Annotated in this window: 10 protein-coding genes; 7 read left to right on the top strand and 3 right to left on the bottom strand. The window is 60.3% G+C overall.

Annotated features, from left to right (window positions below; genetic code table 11):
- Nucleotides 1–52: 52 nt before the first annotated feature.
- Nucleotides 53–958 carry a LysR family transcriptional regulator gene (locus J3P82_RS23675; protein ID WP_434563943.1) on the top strand — a complete coding sequence of 302 codons (906 nt, stop codon included), beginning with the start codon at nt 53–55 and terminating at the stop codon, nt 956–958.
- 102 nt (nt 959–1,060) lie between these two features.
- Nucleotides 1,061–1,339: a hypothetical protein gene (locus J3P82_RS23670; protein ID WP_434559005.1), complete on the top strand. Its 279-nt coding sequence runs from the start codon at nt 1,061–1,063 to the stop codon at nt 1,337–1,339.
- A 414-nt stretch (nt 1,340–1,753) separates the two neighbouring features.
- Here J3P82_RS23670 and selO read toward each other — a convergent pair whose 3' ends face one another.
- From selO to J3P82_RS23655, 3 genes are read right to left on the bottom strand one after another with little or no spacing between them, the layout of a single operon-like run.
- Entirely contained in the window at nt 1,754–3,217 is a 1,464-nt protein-coding gene (selO, locus tag J3P82_RS23665; protein WP_434559003.1) for a protein adenylyltransferase SelO, read from the bottom strand.
- Between the two features lie 37 nt (nt 3,218–3,254).
- Nucleotides 3,255–6,617 (bottom strand): mechanosensitive channel MscK, encoded by a 3,363-nt coding sequence (gene mscK, locus J3P82_RS23660; protein WP_434559001.1) that lies wholly within the window; start codon nt 6,615–6,617, stop codon nt 3,255–3,257.
- Between the two features lie 34 nt (nt 6,618–6,651).
- Nucleotides 6,652–8,394, bottom strand: coding sequence for a potassium/proton antiporter (locus J3P82_RS23655; RefSeq protein WP_434558999.1), 1,743 nt, complete (start codon nt 8,392–8,394; stop codon nt 6,652–6,654).
- 323 nt (nt 8,395–8,717) lie between these two features.
- Here J3P82_RS23655 and J3P82_RS23650 point away from each other — a divergent pair, with 323 nt between their 5' ends.
- From J3P82_RS23650 to J3P82_RS23630, 5 genes are all read left to right on the top strand, one after another.
- Nucleotides 8,718–10,430: a ShlB/FhaC/HecB family hemolysin secretion/activation protein gene (locus J3P82_RS23650; protein ID WP_434558997.1), complete on the top strand. Its 1,713-nt coding sequence runs from the start codon at nt 8,718–8,720 to the stop codon at nt 10,428–10,430.
- Between the two features lie 24 nt (nt 10,431–10,454).
- Nucleotides 10,455–17,828 carry a DUF637 domain-containing protein gene (locus J3P82_RS23645; protein WP_434558995.1) on the top strand — a complete coding sequence of 2,458 codons (7,374 nt, stop codon included), beginning with the start codon at nt 10,455–10,457 and terminating at the stop codon, nt 17,826–17,828.
- A gap of 9 nt (nt 17,829–17,837) precedes the next feature.
- Nucleotides 17,838–18,308: a DUF2247 family protein gene (locus tag J3P82_RS23640; protein ID WP_186611807.1), complete on the top strand. Its 471-nt coding sequence runs from the start codon at nt 17,838–17,840 to the stop codon at nt 18,306–18,308.
- A gap of 90 nt (nt 18,309–18,398) precedes the next feature.
- Complete coding sequence (locus J3P82_RS23635; RefSeq protein ID WP_434558993.1) at nt 18,399–18,842, top strand: hypothetical protein; 444 nt, start codon at nt 18,399–18,401, stop codon at nt 18,840–18,842.
- Between the two features lie 384 nt (nt 18,843–19,226).
- Complete coding sequence (locus tag J3P82_RS23630; RefSeq protein ID WP_434558991.1) at nt 19,227–19,565, top strand: DUF6124 family protein; 339 nt, start codon at nt 19,227–19,229, stop codon at nt 19,563–19,565.
- The last annotated feature ends 152 nt before the right edge of the window (nt 19,566–19,717 follow it).

Here is a 19,717-nt window from a genome sequence, read left to right as displayed (position 1 = left end):
TGATGCGCTAGACTGCGAAAATCAGCTTTAGCGTTCTATTTGGAGAACGATCATCGAAGACCTGAACACGCTTTACTATTTCACCCAAGTGGTTGAGCACCGTGGGTTCGCCGCGGCTGGCCGGGCACTGGACATGCCGAAGTCAAAGCTCAGCCGGCGTATCGCCCAGCTGGAAGAGCGGCTCGGGGTGCGATTGCTCCATCGCACCAGTCGCCATTGCACGCTGACGGAGATCGGCCAGGCCTATTACCAACGGTGCCTGGCGATGCGGGTCGAGGCCGAGAGCGCTGCGGAGGTCATCGAGCGCAACCGCTCCGAGCCCCAAGGGCTGGTGCGCATCAGTTGCCCGACAGCGCTGCTCAACAGTTGGGTCGGGCCGATGCTGACGCGCTACATGCTCAAGTACCCGCGGGTGGAGTTGTTCATCGAGAGCACCAACCGCCGGGTCGACTTGATCCATGAAGGCTTTGATATCGCCTTGCGGGTGCGCTTCCCGCCGTTGGAAAACACCGACATGGTGATGAAAGTGCTGAGCAACAGCACCCAGTGCCTGGTGGGCAGGCCGTCGTTCATCGAGCGCTTGTCTTCACCTGCCTCCCCGGCGGACCTCAACGGTTTGCCCAGCGTGCATTGGGGCGGCGCCCAGCGTGAGTACCAATGGGAATTATTCGGCCCGGACGGCACTCGCGCGCTGATCCGCCATGAACCGCGGATGGTCACCGATGATTTGCTGGCCCTGCGTCATGCGGTACTGGCAGGCATCGGCATCGCCCACCTGCCCACCGTAGTGGTGCGCGAGGACATCGCGGCCGGGCGGCTGGTGGAACTGGTGCCAGGCTGGACGCCCAAGTGTGGGATCGTCCATGCGATCTTTGCTTCACGGCGCGGGTTACTGCCGTCGGTGCGCTCGCTGATTGACTTTCTGGCCGAAGAATTCAGCCACAGCGATATGGCCTAGGGCTGTCCTCAGCAGGTTGCCATTCATCAGGTGCGCCGCACTGTAAACATGTCACGGCCTCAAAAAGACACGACGTACCCGTTTGCAATCTCAGGAGGTCCCATGAGCCATCCTCAAGACCCAGCTACCCCCCAGGCAGTAGACAACCCCAACGACGACGGCTTCGTCCTCGGCACCGCCGGCCGCGACGAAGACCCCAACGCCGCCCCGGCCTACGCCACCGACAGTCGTCACGACCGCGACGAGCTGACCCCTGAAGACGCCCGTGGCATGCCCGGCTATCCCGATGAAAAACCAACGGCCAAACCCAAGGAGAATATGCCTGAAGAGGCAGAACCGGGCATCGAGACGCCTGAGCAGGGGAACGATAAGGTGGGATGAGCAGGCTGCGATGACTTTCGCCCAGACAACCCTGAACCGGTGGCGAGGGAGCTTGCTCCCGCTCGGCGGCGCAGCCGTCGTAAAGCCGGTTGACGAGTTGGCCTGAAATGCCGCGTCAGCCCATTTGGGGCTGCTGTGCAGCCCAGCGGGAGCAAGCTCCCTCGCCACAGGGGGATGCGCTATGTCGACTGGCGTGGTTCGACGTTGTCCAGTGCCCGGTTCGCCAGTAAACCACTCAGCTCGATCAAAACGCAGTGATCGCTTGGCCCTTGTGGCGAGGGAGCTTGCTCCCGCTCGGCTGCGAAGCAGTCGTCGCTTTTGAGGTTTTGGGGCTGCTGTGCAGCCCAGCGGGAGCAAGCTCCCTCGCCACAGGGTTACGTGTTGGCAGGAGGAGACATTCCAGCCAGGGGAAGGTTACGACGAGCAACTGATCTCCAGATGCTTGCCCCACTCCGGCGGACGCTCGGCGTAGCTGTCCATGCCCGGTTGTTCCTCGAAGGGCTTGCTCAGCACCGTGTGCAGGCGGCGGACTTCCTCGTAATCGCCTGATTCGGCGGCGTCGATGGCTTTCTGCGCCAGGTAGTTGCGCAGCACATAAATTGGGTTGACCGCATGCATGCGGGCTCGGCGCTGGTCTTGATCGATGGGGCCTTCGCGATTGACCCGGGCGACATAGAGCTCGGCCCAGGCGTCGAAACCCTTCAGGTCGACAAAGTCATCGCGCAGGGTAGCGACGGCTTGCCCGGGAGTTTGCTCGCCCAGTCGACGGAAGAACAGGCTGTAGTCGACGCCGCTGTTCTGCATCAATTGCAGCAGGCGTTCCACCAACTTCTGGTCATCTTCTTCGGCTTGGGTCAGGCCGAGTCGGCGGCGCATCAAGTCCAGGTAGTGGGCCTGGTACAACGGCAAGTACAAACCGAGCGTTTCGCGCAGGGCGTCGACGCTGATGAACGGCGTCAGCGCCTGGGCCAGGGCACTGAGGTTCCACTGGCCGATGGGCACCTGGTTGCTGAACGAGTAGCGGCCCTGGTCATCGGAGTGGTTACAGATGAAGTTCGCATCGAAGTCGTCGAGGAAGGCGAACGGCCCGAAGTCGAACGTGATGCCGAGGATCGACATGTTATCGGTGTTCATCACCCCGTGACAAAAGCCGTAGGCCTGCCACTTGGCAATCAGCTCGGCGTTGCGCTCGAGGATCTCGCGGTACATCGCCAGGTACGGTTCCGGCTGCTCGCGGCATTCGGGAAAATGCAGATTCAGCACATGCTCGGCCAGCGTGGCGTGCAGCTCGGGCTTCTTGGTGTAGTAGAAGTATTCGAAATGACCGAAGCGCACATGGCTCGGCGCCAGGCGCAGCACCATGGCGGCGCGCTCCTGCTTTTCGCGCCACACTGGAGTGTCCGAACCGATCACGCACAAGGCACGAGTCGTGGGGATGCCCAAGGCATGCAGCGCTTCGGAGGCGAGGAATTCGCGGATCGAGGAGCGCAGCACCGCGCGCCCATCGCCCATTCGCGAAAACGGTGTCTGCCCGGCGCCCTTGAGGTGCAGGTCCCAGTGCTCACCGGCCTCGTTGTACACCTCGCCCAGCAGCAGCCCTCGGCCATCGCCCAGTTGCGGGTTGTAATGGCCAAACTGATGCCCCGAATACACCATCGCCCGAGGCTCGGTTTCGGCCCACAGCTTGTGGCCGCCAAAAATCTCGGCGAATAACGGTGTCTCGGCTTCGGCCGGATCCAGGTCCAGCAGCGCCATGGCGGCCGGGCTGGCAACCACCAAGCGCGGATTGTCGATAGGCTCGGGCAGCACGTGGGCCGAGAAACCGTCGCCCAGGCGGGCAAAACGGTTATCGAAGGTCAGCGTTTCCAGCGTTTTCATGGCTGTCTCCGGCGGGTTGCCCGCAGGCACCACGCGATCAGTCGAGTGTCTGTTGCGGTGGCTCCGGAACGGGCTTGATGCTGGCTACCGCCGAGGGCAAAGGGCCGAGGGTCTTGTTGTCGGGTTCGGCAGGCACCAATTTGTATTCCTGGCCTTGCAGATTTTTCAGATAGATCTCCATCTGACGGAACGAGATGTTGATATGTTCCTTTTTGAATTCGCGGTTGATGAAACGGTTGATTTCATCGAGCACCGGGTTGCGGTCGCCCAGGTCGCGAACGTGCATGCGCAGTTCATGATCGAGGGTGCTTTCGCCGAAATTCAGGAAGTACACGATAGGCTCCGGTTCCTTCAGCACACGCGGATTATCGCGGGCAGCCTTGAGCAACAGCTCGCGCACCCGATCCAGATCCGAGCCGTAGTCCACGCCCAACTTCAACGTCACGCGGGTCACGGTGTCGGTCAGCGACCAGTTGATCAATTGCCCGGTGATGAAGGTCTTGTTGGGGACGATGATGTCCTTGCGATCGAAGTCGGTGATGGTGGTCGCGCGAATGCGGATCTTGCTGACCGTGCCCGACAGGTTGCCGATGGTGATGGTGTCGCCGATCCGCACCGGGCGTTCGAAGAGGATCATGATCCCCGAGATGAAGTTGGCGAAAATCTCCTGCATGCCGAAGCCCAGGCCCACCGAGAGCGCGGCCACCAGCCATTGCAGTTTGTCCCAGCTCACGCCGAGGGTGGACAACGTGGTGACGAAGCCGACGCCAGCGATCACATAGGACAGCAGCGTGGTGGTGGCGTAGGCGCTGCCCTGGGCCAGGTTCAGCTTCGACAGCACGAACACTTCCAGCAGGCCCGGCAGGTTGCGCGCCAGGGCGAAGGTGATGCCGATGATGATCAGTGCACCGAGCATGTCGCCGATGCTGATGGGCACCATGCTCATGTTGACGCCGGTGCCGCTGGTGTATTCGTAGAGGGTGATGTTGTCCAGGTAGGAGAACACGCTGATCAGGTCCGACCAGACCCAGTACAGCGCGGCCATGAAGCCACCCAGCAGGGCGAGGCGGATCAGGCGCAAGGACTGTTCGTTGACCTTCTCGATGTCCAGGGTCGGCTCCTCGACCACCGTTTCGCCGTCGCCGGCTTCCTTGGCCGCCTGGCGCTTGGCCAGGGCGCGCTGGTAGGCCAGTCGCCGGGCTGCGACCGACAGGCCGCGCACGAAGGTGGCCTCGATGACCAGCCAGAACATCAGCAAGTAGAGCGTGTTTATCAAGCGGTCGCTGAGCTTCAGCGCGGTGTAGTAGTAGCCGAAGCAGACAGCGACGAACAGTGCGATCGGCAGCGCGGTGAACAGCACGCCGACGGCCTTGCGAAACAGCGAGGCGTTCGTGTGCGTCGGGCTGCTGAGCAGCAATCGGCTGAGCAGCCAGGCCATCGAGGCGTAGCAGGCCAGCACTACCGGCATACCGAGTACGTCATCGGCGAGGGCCGACGGTTGCAACTCCGCCACGGCAACTACCGCCACCAGGGCCAACACCACCAGGCCAAGTCGACGGATCCAGGCCTGGAGGAATTCCACCTGGGGTTTTTCCCAGCGGAAGTGCAACTCGGCCACGCCGCCAGGGGAGAGGATTCGATAGGCGGTGTAGAACACCAGCCAGGCTTGCCCGATCTGCAACAGTGCCGCGCCGAGATTGGTGTTCTGGCCGCGGGCGTCGATCTGTAGGGCGTAGCCGCACAGCGCCAGCGCCAGGGCCACCGGCATCGCCAAGAGGATATTGATCAGGATCGCCTGGGGCGTGTGCCACTGGCTGTCGCGCTTGAAGTGCCCGACATCCTGGTGGACCTTGTTCAAGCGCGCGTAAAGATTCTTGCGGCGCCACAGCAGCGCACCGATCAGCAGCGCCAGGGGCAGGAACAGCAGCGGCCGCTGGGTCAGGCCGTCGGCCAGTTCGCTGAGGCTGGAAGCCCAGGGCAGCGAGTCGACCTGTTTCTCCAGGCGGGCCGGCACGCCACGCATCCATTCGAAATCCAGCGGCTTGTTGCTGGGAATCCAGAACATCTGTTCTTCGAGCGTGGCCCGCAGGTTCTGAGCCGTACTGAGCAACTGCTTCTGGTTGAGCTGCAAGGTGATGGATTCGTTGAGCACCGCGCTCAATTCGCGGTTCAGGCGCTCCAGCAGGTCAACGCGAGTAAGGGCCAGTTCCAGCAAGGTCTTGCGCAGTTGCGGCGTGACCTGCTCCGACGGCTGGGACGCCAGCAGGCTGTCGACGTAGGCGCTCGGATTGTTCAGCAGCTCGCGTTGCTGGCTGACTTCAAATTGGTAAAGGCGGATGTCGGCGATCTGGTCGGCCAGGTTCTGATCCAGCTTCAAGCGTGGCAGGGTCTGGCGCTGCTTGTAGAGAATCTTGGAAAGCAGCAGGCTGCCCTTGAGCACGCTGATCTGTTCATCCAGGGCCGCATCGGTCTGGGTCACGCTGTCCAGAAGCTGCTTGGTCTGCAGGTTCTGCTGGGTGACCTCGTTGAGACGGTCGGTGCTCTTGAGCAGGTAATCGGAGAGCTTGAGGTTGGCCGAGCTTTCCGTGGCCAGCAGGCTGCTGCCACCGGCCTTCTGGGCTTCGATGGACTGCTGGGTCACGGTTTCCTGGGATTGAGCCAGGCGCTTCTGATTGATCAGGTTCTGCAGGTCCTGGATTTCCCGCTCCATGCGATCGATTTTTTCCGACAGCAAGTCGTGCTGGCTGTTGCCCAGGTCTTGCAACTGGCTGTTCCCGGCGAGTTCCTGGCGGCGCAGCGGAATCAGCGCATTCAGGGCCGCCAGTTCGGCGTTCAGCTGGTCGCGCTGCTCGCCGCTCAAGGCTTTGCCGGCCTCTCGGCCGGCCTTGAGGATGGTGTTGATTTGCTGGATGCGGGTCTGGCTGGCGGAAATTTCAGCCTGGGCCCGCTCCGGACGGGTCTGCGCGGTGATGACCAGGCTGTTGGCGTCGGCCAGGGCTTTCTGCAAATCGCTCTGCTGGGTGGAGCGTTCCGTCAGCATTTGCTCGAGTTGGGGGATCGGCAGGTTGGCGTAGCGTTGCGCCACCGGAACAACAGTGGTGCCCTTGAGTCGCGCCAGTTCACGCTGGTTCTCGATGTTTTGCCGAGGTGCGCTCGCCAGTTGCTGCTTGAGGGCCAGCAGCTTCTGCTCGTAGTCGGCCTTGCTGCTGAGTAGCGTCAGGGTGTTTTGCAACACCGCCTGCAAGGCTTTTTGGTCGGCTTCCGGCAGCTTGCGGTCGCCGATCTTGTCCAGGCTGGCCTGCACCGAGGTGCTGGTGGGTGGTTCAGCGGCGTGCACCGTGCAGATTGAGAGACTCAGGCCGAGCAGGGCGATGGCGAAAAAGGAGCGCAGGGTAGGCATAGAGACCGGTCAAGCAAGTGAGAGTGGGAGCAGTTTAGAGGAACAAGCCGGGACCCGGGCGACTTCCTTCGGGGAATCTGACGCCCACTTTGCCGATCTTGTTCCCATCCATGACCGCGACGGTCCACAGGGTGTTGTTCCAGTCCACCTGGTCGCCGACTACTGGCGCTCCGCCAACTTTCTGGGCAATGAAGCGGCCCAAGGTCATGTCCGGATCGATGCCGTCGAGTTGTAGTCCGTACAGTGCCGCAACCGCGGCCAGCTGGGCATCTCCTTCGAGTACGAAGTCGCCGAAAAAGCGCAGGTCCAGGCCCCGTTGCGGTGCTTGGCTGAACAATTTTCCAAGGGCTGGCAAGTCGTGTTCATGGCCGATGACACAGAGCAGATCACCGACTTCCAACACCGTACTACCCGACGGATGGAGCAGTTTCTGGCCACGAAACAGGGCCGCGATTCGGGTTCCGTCGGGCATTTTAAGGTCCCGTAGGGGCGAACCGATGCACCATTTTTCCGCGCCCAGCCGATAAATGAACAGCTCCCACTCGCTGGTGACGTGCACTTCCAGCGCAGCCCGGGAAATCGGCAAAGGTTCTGGCGGGACCGTCACATGCAACAGCTTGGCAACCCACGGCAGGCTCGTACCCTGAACCAGCAGGGACACCAGCACGATAAAGAACGCCAGGTTGAAATAGAGCTGCGCCTGGGGCAAGCCGGCCATCAGCGGGAACACCGCCAGAATGATCGGCACTGCGCCACGCAGGCCGACCCAGGAGATGAAGGCTTTCTCGCGCCCATGGAAGGCCTTGAACGGCAACAGCCCCACCATGACCGACAGCGGGCGCGCGATCAGGATCATCCACAGGGCCAGGCCCAGGGCGGGCAGGGCGATCGGCAGCAAATCATGGGGGGTGACCAGCAGCCCCAGCACCAGGAACATGCCGATCTGCGCCAGCCAGGCCATGCCGTCGAGCATGTGCAGGATGCCGTGACGGCTGCGCACCGGGCGGTTGCCCAAGACCAGACCGCAGAGATACACCGCCAGGAAGCCGCTGCCGTGCAAAGTGTTGGTCAGCGCGAACACGGCCAAGCCGCCACTGATGACAAGAATCGGATAGAGCCCGTTGGCCAGGTTGATCCGGTTGACCATCTGCAACATCAGCCAGCCACCGCCCAGGCCGATCACCGCGCCAATCCCGAACTCTTGCACCAGATGCCCCAGCAGGCTCCATTGCAGGCCGGTTTCACCGCTGGCGAGCATGCCGATCAAGGTGACAGTGAGGAACACCGCCATCGGGTCGTTGCTGCCGGACTCGATTTCCAGCGTGGCGCTGACCCGTTCGTTCAGCCCCTTGCCGCCCAACAGCGAGAACACCGCCGCGGCGTCGGTGGAGCCGACAATCGCACCGATCAACAAGCCCTGCATCAGATTGAGGTCAAACAGCCACGCCGCCGCCAGGCCAGTCAGTCCGGTGGTGATCAACACGCCGACGGTGGCCAGCGACAGCGCCGGCCACAAGGCCACCCGAAAGCTTGAAACCCGTGTGCGCAAGCCGCCGTCGAGCAGGATGACGGCCAGTGCGAGGTTACCGACCAGGTAGGCCGTGGCGTAGTTGTCGAAAAGAATACCGGCGCCGTCGACACCGGCCGCCATGCCCACGGCCAGGATGATCACCAGGATCGGGATGCCCAGGCGGGACGACAGGGAACTGACCAGAATGCTCGCACTCACCAGCAACGCGCCGATCAAGAACAGGCTGTTGATGGTCGTTGCGGTCAAGGCAGTACTCCGGAAATCTTGAGGGGACAGGGCACAAACTGACCATGCAGTCTGCGTGCCAGCGATTCTAACCTGTTGAAATGTGATGCTGTCAAAAAAGGTTTGGGGATCGTCTCCGTTACCCGCGTGGTGCCCGTCTGTTTTGCACAAAGCAAGTACCTTGCATGGCACCTTTCGTACCTTGATACCGGAAACGTCTGATTTCAGGTGAACAGTTCTAGCGATATCTTCAGGACCCCAACCTACAGTTGACTCCCAAAAAGTAGCCACCTAGTATTCGCCCGCTATTTTTGGATGTCGCTTTTTGCTCGAAGGATCGAACGATGTTTTCACCCGCCCATTGGGCGAGGTTGCGCCTGGCTTTGCTGTTGCTGTGCCTTTCTTCGCTGATGCCCGCTTACGCCGCGCCCACCCCCGGCGACACGGACCTGATCCGCGAACGCCAGAATCGCTTGCTCGAAGAACAGCGGCGGCGCCTCGAAGAACTCAAGGAATTGCCAGGCAAGGAAGCCAAGCCGACCCAGCCGACAAAGCCTGCCGATACCCGTTGCTTCCCCATAACCACCATCGAACTCAAAGGCGCCGACGCCTTGTCCGAGCGTGAGCGCCAACGTCTGCTTGAGCCCTACCTCAACCAATGCCTCGGTGTGCCGCAGCTCAACGAACTGCTCAAGGTCATTACCGACCGCTACCTCGAAAAGGGCCTGGTGACCAGTCGCGCCTACTTGCCGCAACAGGACCTGTCCAGCGGTCACCTGCAAGTGTTGGTGGTCGAGGGGCGGCTGGAAGGCTTGAAGGGTGACGAAGGCAGCGGCCTGTCCGAACGGGAGCTGGCGATGAGCTTTCCCGGCAAGCCCGGCGAGTTGCTCAACCTGCGGAACATCGAGCAGATGGTCGATCAACTCAACCGTCTGCCGTCCAACAATGCCCAGATGGAGTTGACGCCGGGGCAGAACATCGGCGGCAGTGAAGTGCTGGTCAAAAACACCCCGCAGAAGCCTTGGCGCGCCGGCCTTTCCCGGCACAACGACGGACAGAAAAGCACCGGCGAACAGCAATGGGGAGTCTCCCTGGACTGGGACAGCCCCTTGGGCCTGGCCGATCAACTGGCCTTGCGTGGCGGTCGCGATGCCATCAGCGATCACGACAAGACCTCTCGCAACGGCATGCTCTATTACAACCTGCCGTTTGGCTGGTGGAACCTGGCCTACAGCTACAGCCAAAGCGAGTACCGGGCATTGGCCCAGGCCAACGGTTTCAACTTCAAACAGCGCGGGGACAGCCAGAATCACCAGTTGGTCCTGGAACGAGTGGTCCATCGCGACGCCGTGAGCAAGACGTCGCTCAATACGGGCCTTTCGTACCTGCGCACCAATAATTTCGTCGCAGACAGCAAGCTCACGGACAGCAGTAATCGCATCAGCGAGGCGCAGTTCGGCATCAACCATGGCCGGCGGATCGGTAACGCCTTCGTCAACGTCGACCTGGGCATGCAGAACGGTATCGGCGCCCTCGACGCCCAGGGCGACCACGACCCGGGCCCTGGCCTGCCGGATGCGCGCTATCGCAAATACACCGCCACCCTGAGTTACTTGCAGCCCTTCATGCTGGGCGGCGAGTCCTTCAGTTTCAGCAGCCTGATGACCGGCCAGCGCAGCGAGGACGCGCTGTTCAGCCCGCAGCGCATGAGCCTGGGCGGGCTCTCCTCGATTCGCGGCTACAAGGACCAGACGCTTGCCGGTGACAGCGGCGGCTACTGGCGCAACGACCTGCGCTGGAGTCGTCCGGTGACGCTGGAATGGCTGCGCCCGGTGTTCGCCGAATACGGCACCGGCCTCGGTTACGACCAGGGTGTTATTCGCGGCACCCGCTACAACGGTAGCGAGCACGGACGCATGTCGAGCAACTCCCTGGAGTTGTTCGCCCGTGGTGAGCACCTGAGCGCCAGCGTGACCTTTGCCCATTCCCTGGAACGCCCGGATGCCCTGACCGAGCGCGAAGCGCCGATCTACTTCCGCTTGGATTTATCCATCTAATTTTTGCTGCAACGAGACCTGATCATGGACGACCGCCAATACGCTTTTCTGGCCCGCCAGCCTTCTACCGCCCTGCAAGCCCGCGACGCCTTCTGGGGCATGCCCAAGCGTGGCTTGGCGTTCCTGTTGATCAACGTCATGTTCTGGCAACCGCTGTGGGCCCAGGCGGATGGCATCGTGGTCAGTGCCCCCGGCACCAGTATCGGCAAGGCCGGCAACGGCGTGCCGGTGGTCAACATCGCCAAGCCCAACGGCAGCGGCCTGTCCCATAACCGATTCAAGGATTACAACGTCGGCAGCAACGGCGTGATCCTCAACAACGCCACCAACCCCGCCCAATCCACGCAACTGGGCGGGATTATCCTCGGCAACCCGAACCTCAAGGGCACGGCCGCCAAAATCATCCTCAACGAAGTCAATGGCGGCAACCCGAGCCAGTTGCGTGGCTACACCGAGGTGGCGGGCAAATCGGCCCATGTCATCGTCGCCAACCCGTATGGCATCACCTGCAACGGCTGCGGTTTTATCAACACGCCGAAGGCGACGTTGACCACCGGCAAGCCGATCATCGAAAACGGCCAGTTGAACCGCTATCAAGTGGATCAAGGCAGCGTCTCAATCGAAGGCGCGGGCCTTAACGCCAACAACGTCGACCGCTTCGAAATCATCACCCGTAGCGCCAAGATCAATGCCGAGATCCAGGCCAAGAACCTGACAATCGTTGCCGGTCGCAACGATGTCAACTCCACCACGCTCAACGCCACCGCTCGCGCCGACGACGGCAGCGCCAAGCCGGAACTGGCCATCGACTCCTCGGCGCTGGGCGGCATGTACGCAGGCGCCATCAAGCTGGTGGGTACCGAGGCCGGGGTCGGGGTGAAGCTGGACGGCAAGATGGTTGCCAGTGGCGGGGATATCCAGCTCGATGCCAATGGGCATCTGAGTTTGGCGCAAACCACGGCGACGGGTGTGGTTGATATCAAGGCCGATAGCCTGGACGCCCGGGAGACCATTTATGCCGGCACTCAGGTCCAGGCCACGACCCGGGGTACCCTTACCAACCGGCAAGCGATCGCCTCGCGGGACAATGTCACGCTGAGCACCGGCGGCCAGCTCAACAACCTGGGCATCATCGAAGCGGGCGTCAACGTCGACAACACCCGCAACCGGGTGGGCGACGTGGTGCTGACGGCGGCGAATATCGACAACCGTGGGCAGAGCGTCATCGCCAGTCGTGACTTGAAAGCCACGACCAAGCAGACGCTCGACAATCGCAGCGGCACTCTTTCTGCCGGAAGAACACTGACCCTTGATAGCAAGGACATCGACAACCGCGCCGGCACGCTGGTCAGCCAGAACACGTTGCAAGCGCGGACCACCGGGACGCTGGACAACCGTGATAAGGGAATCATCGCCAGCGACGGCGAGCAAACCTTGGTGGCTGATACGCTGAAGAACAGCGCAGGCGTCATCAGCAGCAACGATCTTCTCAAGCTCGAAACAGACGTCCTGGATAACAGCGGCGGCAAAATTGCGACGGACGCCGCGCTGACCCTCAAGGGCGGCAGCATTAAAAACAGCGGGGGACAAATCACCAGCCAGGGTGACACGGTTGCGACGCTGAAAAGCTTCAATCAGCAGGGTGGCAAGCTGGTCAGCCAGGGGAAACTGACGCTAGTCGCGGACAGCATCACCAACAGCGACGAGGGTTACATCGCTTCGGCCAAGGCCATGAGCCTGACCGCTCACCAGCAACTCCTCAACAACGCAAAGGCGATCATCAGCACCGAGCAGGGGCTCACGATCAATGGCGGTGGCCTGGATAACGCCGGTGGCAGCCTGCTCAGCCAAGGTGATCTGAAGGTCGACATTTCGGGCGATTTCGTCAACCGGGATGGCACCGCCATCACTCAGGCCGGCAACGTGGATATCGAGGCGAGCAGTCTCGATAACCGTGGCGGTGTGGTGGCCAGTGTTGGCGGTTGGCTGAAAGCTACCTTGGACAAGGTGCTGGATAACGGCCAGTCGCTTACCGCAGACAGCGCCGGATTGCTCCAGGCACAGTCCGTCAAACTCGATGCGAAACAGGCGCTGCTCAATAATGGTGCGCAGATATCGGCCTTGTCCGGAACTGCGGAAATCAACACCGCCACCCTTGAGAATCGCGAGGGTGCCATCCTCGCCAATCAGGCGCTGGCAGTAGATGCCAAAGATCTGGACAACAGCCGTGGACGGATAGCGGCAGACACGATTGATTTCACGCTGACCGGCGCCTTGACCAACCAGGCCGGTCTGATAGAGGCCTCCAGCGGCCTGCTGATCAGAGCCGTGTCGATTGATAACCAGGGCGGCAAGTTGCGCTCGGTGGGCCAGCAGGGCATTGCGACGCTGACGATTGATCAAATGCTGGACAACCAAAGCGGTGTCATTGAAGCGGCCACCGAAAACCTGTCCTTGAAGATGGCTGCCTTCAGTAATGCGGGCGGCAGTGTCCATCATGTGGGCACCGGCATTTTGGACGTGGACCTTGCGCGTTTCGCCAACATCGGCGGCAGCATTACGACCTTGGGGACCTTGGCCGTCGACGCGGCGCGTTGGGACAACAGCTCGGATATCCAGGCAAATGTCCTTAACTTGAAGGTGGGTCAGCTCAATCAGGCCAATAGCGGCAAGCTGGTCGCGGTGCAAAGCCTGCTGGCCACGGGCGGCACCTGGAGCAACGCGGGCACCATCAGCAGCGACGCCGATTTCGACCTGAAGCTGACCGGGGTTTATGCCGGTACCGAAAATAGCCGCCTCAGCAGTGTCGATCAATTCGATCTGCAGGCCGCCAGCATCGATCTATCGAGCGGCTCACGCCTGGCCGGAGGGGGCGTCACCACCGTGACCAGTCTCGGTGTCTTGAACAATGCCGGACGGATCACCGGCGCCGGCAAGTTCTCCCTTTCCGCCACGAGCCTGATCAATACGGGCACGCTGGGTGGCGCCGACACCGTCGAGCTGGCTGCCAACGAGGCGCGTAACGAACGCGGCCTGATCTTCAGCGGCGCGGACATGGCGCTGCGCTTTAACAACTTCACCAACAAATACGCTGACGTCTACAGCCTGGGGGCTCTCAATGTCACGGCGCGAGACGGCGTCGCTCGCAGTGCGCTGCTGGAAAACATCTCAGGCACCCTGGAATCGGCGAGGAACATGTCGCTGCGTAGCCAGGTCCTGACCAACCGTAAGGACGTCTTCTCCACCACCGACGAGCTGGTGTCGGGCGCCATCAGAGTCAAATGCCATGACTGCAGTGGTGATTACCACAACGTCGACTATGTCGCCAAGGAGACCTTCCAAAGCGTCGTGCTCGAAGACTCCGCCAGTGCCACGCTGATGAGCGGGGCGAAGCTGACCGTCGACGGCTCCACGGTCACCAACCAAAACAGCGTTATGGCCTCGGCGGGCGACCTGTCGATCACCGCAGACAACTTCGCCAACGTCGGCGCCGCTTCCGGTACCAGCGTCAGGACGCGGACCTGGAATACCGGCAGGGTCACCGACGGAACCGACAAGCGCTTCCGCTCCAGAGTCATCGTTCCCTACAACGCCCTGGCCAATCCGAAGCAAGTCCCGGTCGATGCGCTCAACAAATTCCGTCAGGTGAGTGACATTACCACCGTAACACCAGGGCAATCGATGGCGTCGGCGGTCGTTCAGTCCGGCGGCAACGTCAGTATCCAGGCCACCCAGCAACTGCAGAACAGCAGCATTACGCAGTTCCAGGCACCGCTGGCGGGCGCGACCAAGTCTGCGGCCACTGGCGTCACCAACACTGCGCGGCCCGCTGTTGTGATGCTCAATCCGCAGTTGCCGCCCGACCTGGCCCAACAGCAGGTCAACCCGACCACCATGCCCGGGTTCACTTTGCCGAAGGGGGACAACGGCCTGTTCCGCGTCGTCGACAGCACGGCTGCGGCGCAGAACAGCCACGACCAGAGTCAGGCCACTGTCCGGGGCTCGGACGCCAGCCGAGTCATCACCGGCCCCAAGTACATGGTCGAGACCAACCGCGATTTGACCGACCTCAAGCAGTTCATGAGCTCCGACTACATGTTGGGCATGCTGGGTTATGACCCGGACACCAGTTGGAAACGCCTGGGCGATGGCTTGTACGAACAACGCCTGATTCAACAGGCCGTGCTCGCCCGCACCGGACAGCGTTTCATCGACGGGCAAACCAGCGATGAAGCGATGTTCAAGTATTTGATGAACAATGCCATCGCCAGCAAGGAGCAACTGAATCTGGCCGTTGGCGTGACCCTGACTTCACAGCAAGTCGCTGCGCTGACCCATGACATCGTTTGGATGGAAGACCAGGTCGTCAACGGCGAACATGTGCTGGTGCCGGTGCTTTACATGGCCCAGGCCAACAACCGATTGATGGCCGATGGTGCGTTGATTCAGGGCAAGAACCTGACACTGATTGCCGGCACCGACCTGAGGAACGCCGGGACGCTGCGGGCCAGCGAAAACCTTTCGGCCGCCGCAGGGAACAATTTAGTCAACACGCGCCTGGCCGAAGCGGGAGAGCGGCTCAAGCTGGTCGCCGGCAAAGACCTGGTCAACCTGCAGGGCGGCATCCTCAAGGGCAAGGACGTCGAGCTGTCGTCGCTGACTGGCGATATCCGCAATGAGCGAACCGTCAGCGTCATCGAGAACAGCGGCAAAGGGTTCAGCTCGAAAACCTCCGTGGTCGACAACGCGGCACGCATCGAGGCCGACAACAACCTCACCGTGCGCGCGGGGCGCGACCTGCTGAACGTGGGCGGCGCGATCACGGCAGGTAACGATGCCGACTTGAGCGCCGGCAGAGACGTCGTTATCTCCGCCGCTCGCGAAGAAAACGGCTCGATGCGCCAAGACAAGCGCCATTTCTGGGAACAGAGCCAGACCGCCCAGCACGCCAGTGAAGTCAAGGCGGGCGGCGATCTCAACGTCACCGCGGGCAACAACCTGACCGTCGTCGCCAGCCATCTCCAGGCTAAAGGCGACATCAACCTCAGCGGAAACGATGTCGCCCTGATCGCGGCAGCGAACGAGGACTCCAGCGAATACCGCTACAAACGCAGTGGCAAGAAGATCAACAAGGAAGAAGACCATGTCCAGCAGCAGGCGACCACGCTTGACGCTGGTGGTGATGTAAGGGTATCTGCGCGTAATGATCTGTTGATGGTCGCGAGCAAGATTGCGGCGGGTAATGAGGCTTATCTGGTTGCGGGTAATCAGCTGAATCTGCTGGCTGAGCAGAATCGGGATTATTCGCTGTATGACATGAAGAAGAAGGGAAGCTGGGGGAGCAAGGCCGCGCGGCGAGACGAAGTGACTCAACTGACCCATGTCGGAAGTGAAATCACCACCGCAGGCAACCTGTTATTAGCCAGCGGTGGCGACCAGACCTACCAAGTGGCGAAGCTGCAAAGCGGCAACGACCTGATGATCGACAGCGGTGGGCGCATCACTTTCGAAGGGGTCAAGGACCTTCACGACGAGAGCCATACCAAGAGTAAAAGCGACCTGTCCTGGTACAAGATGAAAGGCGAGGGACGGACCGACGAGACCTTGCGTCAGAGCACACTGGTTGCTCAAGGGAAGCTGGTCATCAAGGCCGTTGAGGGGCTGCGTATCGACGTCAAACAAGTCGATCAGCAGAGCGTCAGCCAGACCATCGATGCGATGGTCAAGGCCGAGCCGGGGCTGGCCTGGATGAAAGAGGCCCAGGCGCGTGGCGATATCGACTGGCGCCAGGTCAAGGAAATCCACGACAGCTTCAAATATGACAACTCCGGCCTGGGCGCCGGTGCCAAGATCGCCATTGCGATTCTGATGTCGTTCATCATGGGCCCGGCCGGCTTCGGGCTGTCAGGCGCCAAGCTTGCGGTCGCCGCCAGCCTGAGCACCACAGCGGTCACCAGCACCATCGAGAACAAAGGCAATCTGGGGCGTGCGCTGAAAGAAACTGCCAGTGCCGATAGCCTGAAGAACGCGGCGATTGCCGGCTTCACTGCGGGTGCCTTGGATTACGCAGACAAAAACTGGTTTACCGGTGCCGACAGCGCAGGGTCAACCACGCAAGGCGTCGAGCCGTCCGCAGGTTCGGCGGGTTCAGCAGGTTCGGCATCGAGCGCCAGCAACTCCTCCAAGGACATCTTCCGTTGGAGTAACGCGACTGACACGGCAATTCGTACGACCGGGCGGGCGGTGATTTCCAGTGGCATCTCCACCGCGATCGGCGGCGGCAGCTTCGGCAGCAACTTCAATGCCGCCCTGCTGGGAGAAGCCGGCAATGTGGCGATGGCGACTGGCTTTAACTGGGTGGGTGATACCATCAAGTTCCCAGATGGCGGCCCTCAGAAAATTGTTGCCCACGCGATCATGGGTGGCCTGTTGGCTGAACTGACGGGCAGCGACTTCAAGACCGGCGCGGTAGCCGCCGGCCTGAACGAAGCGCTGATTCCGAACATGGCCAAAGTTGCGGATGGAAACGAACATCTGCAGCTGATGCTGTCGCAGCTAACGGGCCTATTGGCCGCGGCTGCGGTCGATGGCAATCTGAATACAGGCTCGAAGATCGCCGAGAAAGCGACCGCCTTTAACTACCTGTTCCATGCCGAGCTGCTCGAAAGAGAACAGAAACTCAACACCTGCGCCTCCCCGGCGGATTGCCAAGCCGTCAGGGACCACTACAACAACCTGGATGCGACTCGGAATAAAGAGTTCGGCCAGTACTGCCGGACTAACCCGGCGGCTTGCTTGCAAGTGACCAAGCAACTGGCGGATGAGATTCCGACCAATGAGAAATTGCTGCATGACGGTCGTGGCGCCGGGTTCGATCGCTCGGCAGCACTTTGGGAAATTACTCGAAGTAACGAGCGAGCTATCAATACCGGTATCACCGAGAAGACGCGTACCGATAAAGGCGATGCTGCGGCGTTTTTGACGGAGCTTGCGGCGGATGGGTTGAATCCGGATAGGGATTTGTTCTCGTCGACGGCTGGGGGTAAGGGTGGTACAACCGGGGTTAAGGTTGGGGTTGTTGGGGATGGTCCTAAAGGGATTGATAACTCAGTTCTAGGCAAGCCAAGGGTTGGGAGCGCTAATAAGCTTCCTGATGGACAGCACGGCTTCAACGATATTATCGATAATTACGCTGGTGCTGCTGCAAAGTTCGAAATACCAACCAAGGGTGCTGGCGGGGTTGTGCTAAGAGTTTCCGAGCTAAGGCAAATTGAAGGCAGTAACAATGGAGTTAGTGGCGTGTTTGAGTGGATTGTTGATGAGGGAAATGTGACCCATCGGCGTTTTATTCCCGGCGGTCAGGTGACTGGAAGACCTAACCAGACTCCCAGAAGGTAGGAACAATTTATGTCACCATTCAACATGCTGTCGAAGTTAGGATTGGTGTGCTGGTCGACCATCCATTTAGGGCTCAAGAAGGGGTGGGTGAAAAGAAATGATGTTTTTAAATATGCTATCGATAAGCTTGAAGATGGTGAGGACAGTCAGGATGTCGTTTTAATCGCGGGCGGCGACTACTTATCTGATGAAGAACTTCTCTCGTTGATCGAGGGGCAACTGCAAGGAGAGGACGTTGCTTTCGGTATAGATAAATGGCGCCTAGCATTTTTGCTTTGTATCGAAGAATCCACTGAGAGCGATGAAAGCAAGTTGCGTAGGCTTCAAGAGATATATGCGGATTTTGATTATCCTGAAGATATGTCGCTGTGTAGTATATATTCCTCGGGCGATACTCCTCCGCTTGCGGAGATGAGTAAAGTTGTGCAAAAACTGAAGGGGTGTTTTTTGCTTTCAGGGGGCGGGAGCGGATTCAATTAAAAGGAGGAAGGGGTGCGTATCGCTGAGGTGTTAAATAAAACTGCGCCATTTTTTCGCTAGATCGAAATAAAGTGCCTTGGAGGGCCATTGATGAGACATGATGTTGTTTCACGCTTTATTGCAATGGGTTTGACTTGCTTCACCTTGACCGGTTGCATTCACTACGAGCATAAAAGCGCAGAAGGAAAACCTTGGGATGAGGTCGCGACAATTCGGCAGTTCGACAAAAGTCTGTCGATATCCAAGATCGATGACGATACGTCGTTATATTGGCTAGCCCGTCAAACTGAATATCGACTCGGAGCAGGACGGCACAAGCTTTCCGTCAAGCACGCCATTGGAACTGAATACAGTAGGCCCGTGGAGATGACGGTTGATCTGGTCGGCGGTCATACCTACGGTCTTTATGGCAGGTCTTCGATGAAGTGGTGGTATTACGAGGTTCGGGATCTCGAGACAGGGCGTTCCGCGAAGGTGATGGACTCGGCCGGTACAGCTGCGCCTTCTGATCCAGTCGAGCAGCCGCTTCAATAGTCATGGTGGGTTTGCAGGCAGGGTTCGTTTCGGAAAATGTCTAAACAGGCTCGCCGTAGGAATCGGCGCAAAGAATATTCCCCATTGACTTGCAGGACATTTCCTAGAAAATCCCAGCCTCTTGCGCCTGCTGATTTCGGTGCCTAGTCTTCGTCCACCGCTGCCCATCAGCGGTCGGGTTTAGCAGCTCGGAGTCACGTTAGGCGCATGGCAACTGCCATTCAGTGCGGGCATTTTTATTGCCCGAATTCTTATGGCGGCTGTGCGCAGGGCATCCTCGGGTGCGCCGGTTTCCTAACGTACCGGTCTGCTAACCTGCGTACGGCTGCCACCCCCTCGTTTAGCAGCGAACGTGGCGGCTCCCATTTACGTTAGGAGCATTCCATGGACAAACTCATCCCAGACCCACCCGTTCCACCGCTGCATCTGGATATCGCGGCCGACGCCAACACCGAGCAGGTCATCGATTCCTATCTGAACCCTAAAACCGCCCAGCCCAAGAAGAAGGCGCCGGACCAGCTGTTCACCGTCGTGGAGGGCGTCGATGTTGAAAGCCTGTTGGCCAACCTCAGCGAAACCCTGGCCTCGGCCAATGCGATGGCCAGTGACCTGGCGTTCGACCTGAAAGGCTCGCGACGGCACGTTGCGTTGGGGCTGCAACAGTTGATCGAGATAGGGGAGCTATTGGCAAACCGGGCGTTGGATACCGTCGATCCCAGGTAAGCCGGAAGTTTGAAAAAAGGGCGGATTCCAGAGTGGAAACACCGTGGCGAGGGAGCTTGCTCCCGCTCGGCTGCGAAGCAGTCGCCGCTTTTAAGGGCAGCGGCCGCTGCGCGGCCAAGCGGGAGCAAGCTCCCTCGCCACGAAAGCCAGAG

The sequence above is a fragment of the Pseudomonas sp. Z4-20 genome (genome assembly GCF_051131955.1).
In the GTDB taxonomy this organism is placed as follows: Bacteria; Pseudomonadota; Gammaproteobacteria; order Pseudomonadales; family Pseudomonadaceae; genus Aquipseudomonas; species Aquipseudomonas marvdashtae.
The sequence above is the reverse complement of the archived record's forward strand: the minus strand, read 5'-3'. Positions and strand labels throughout refer to the sequence as shown.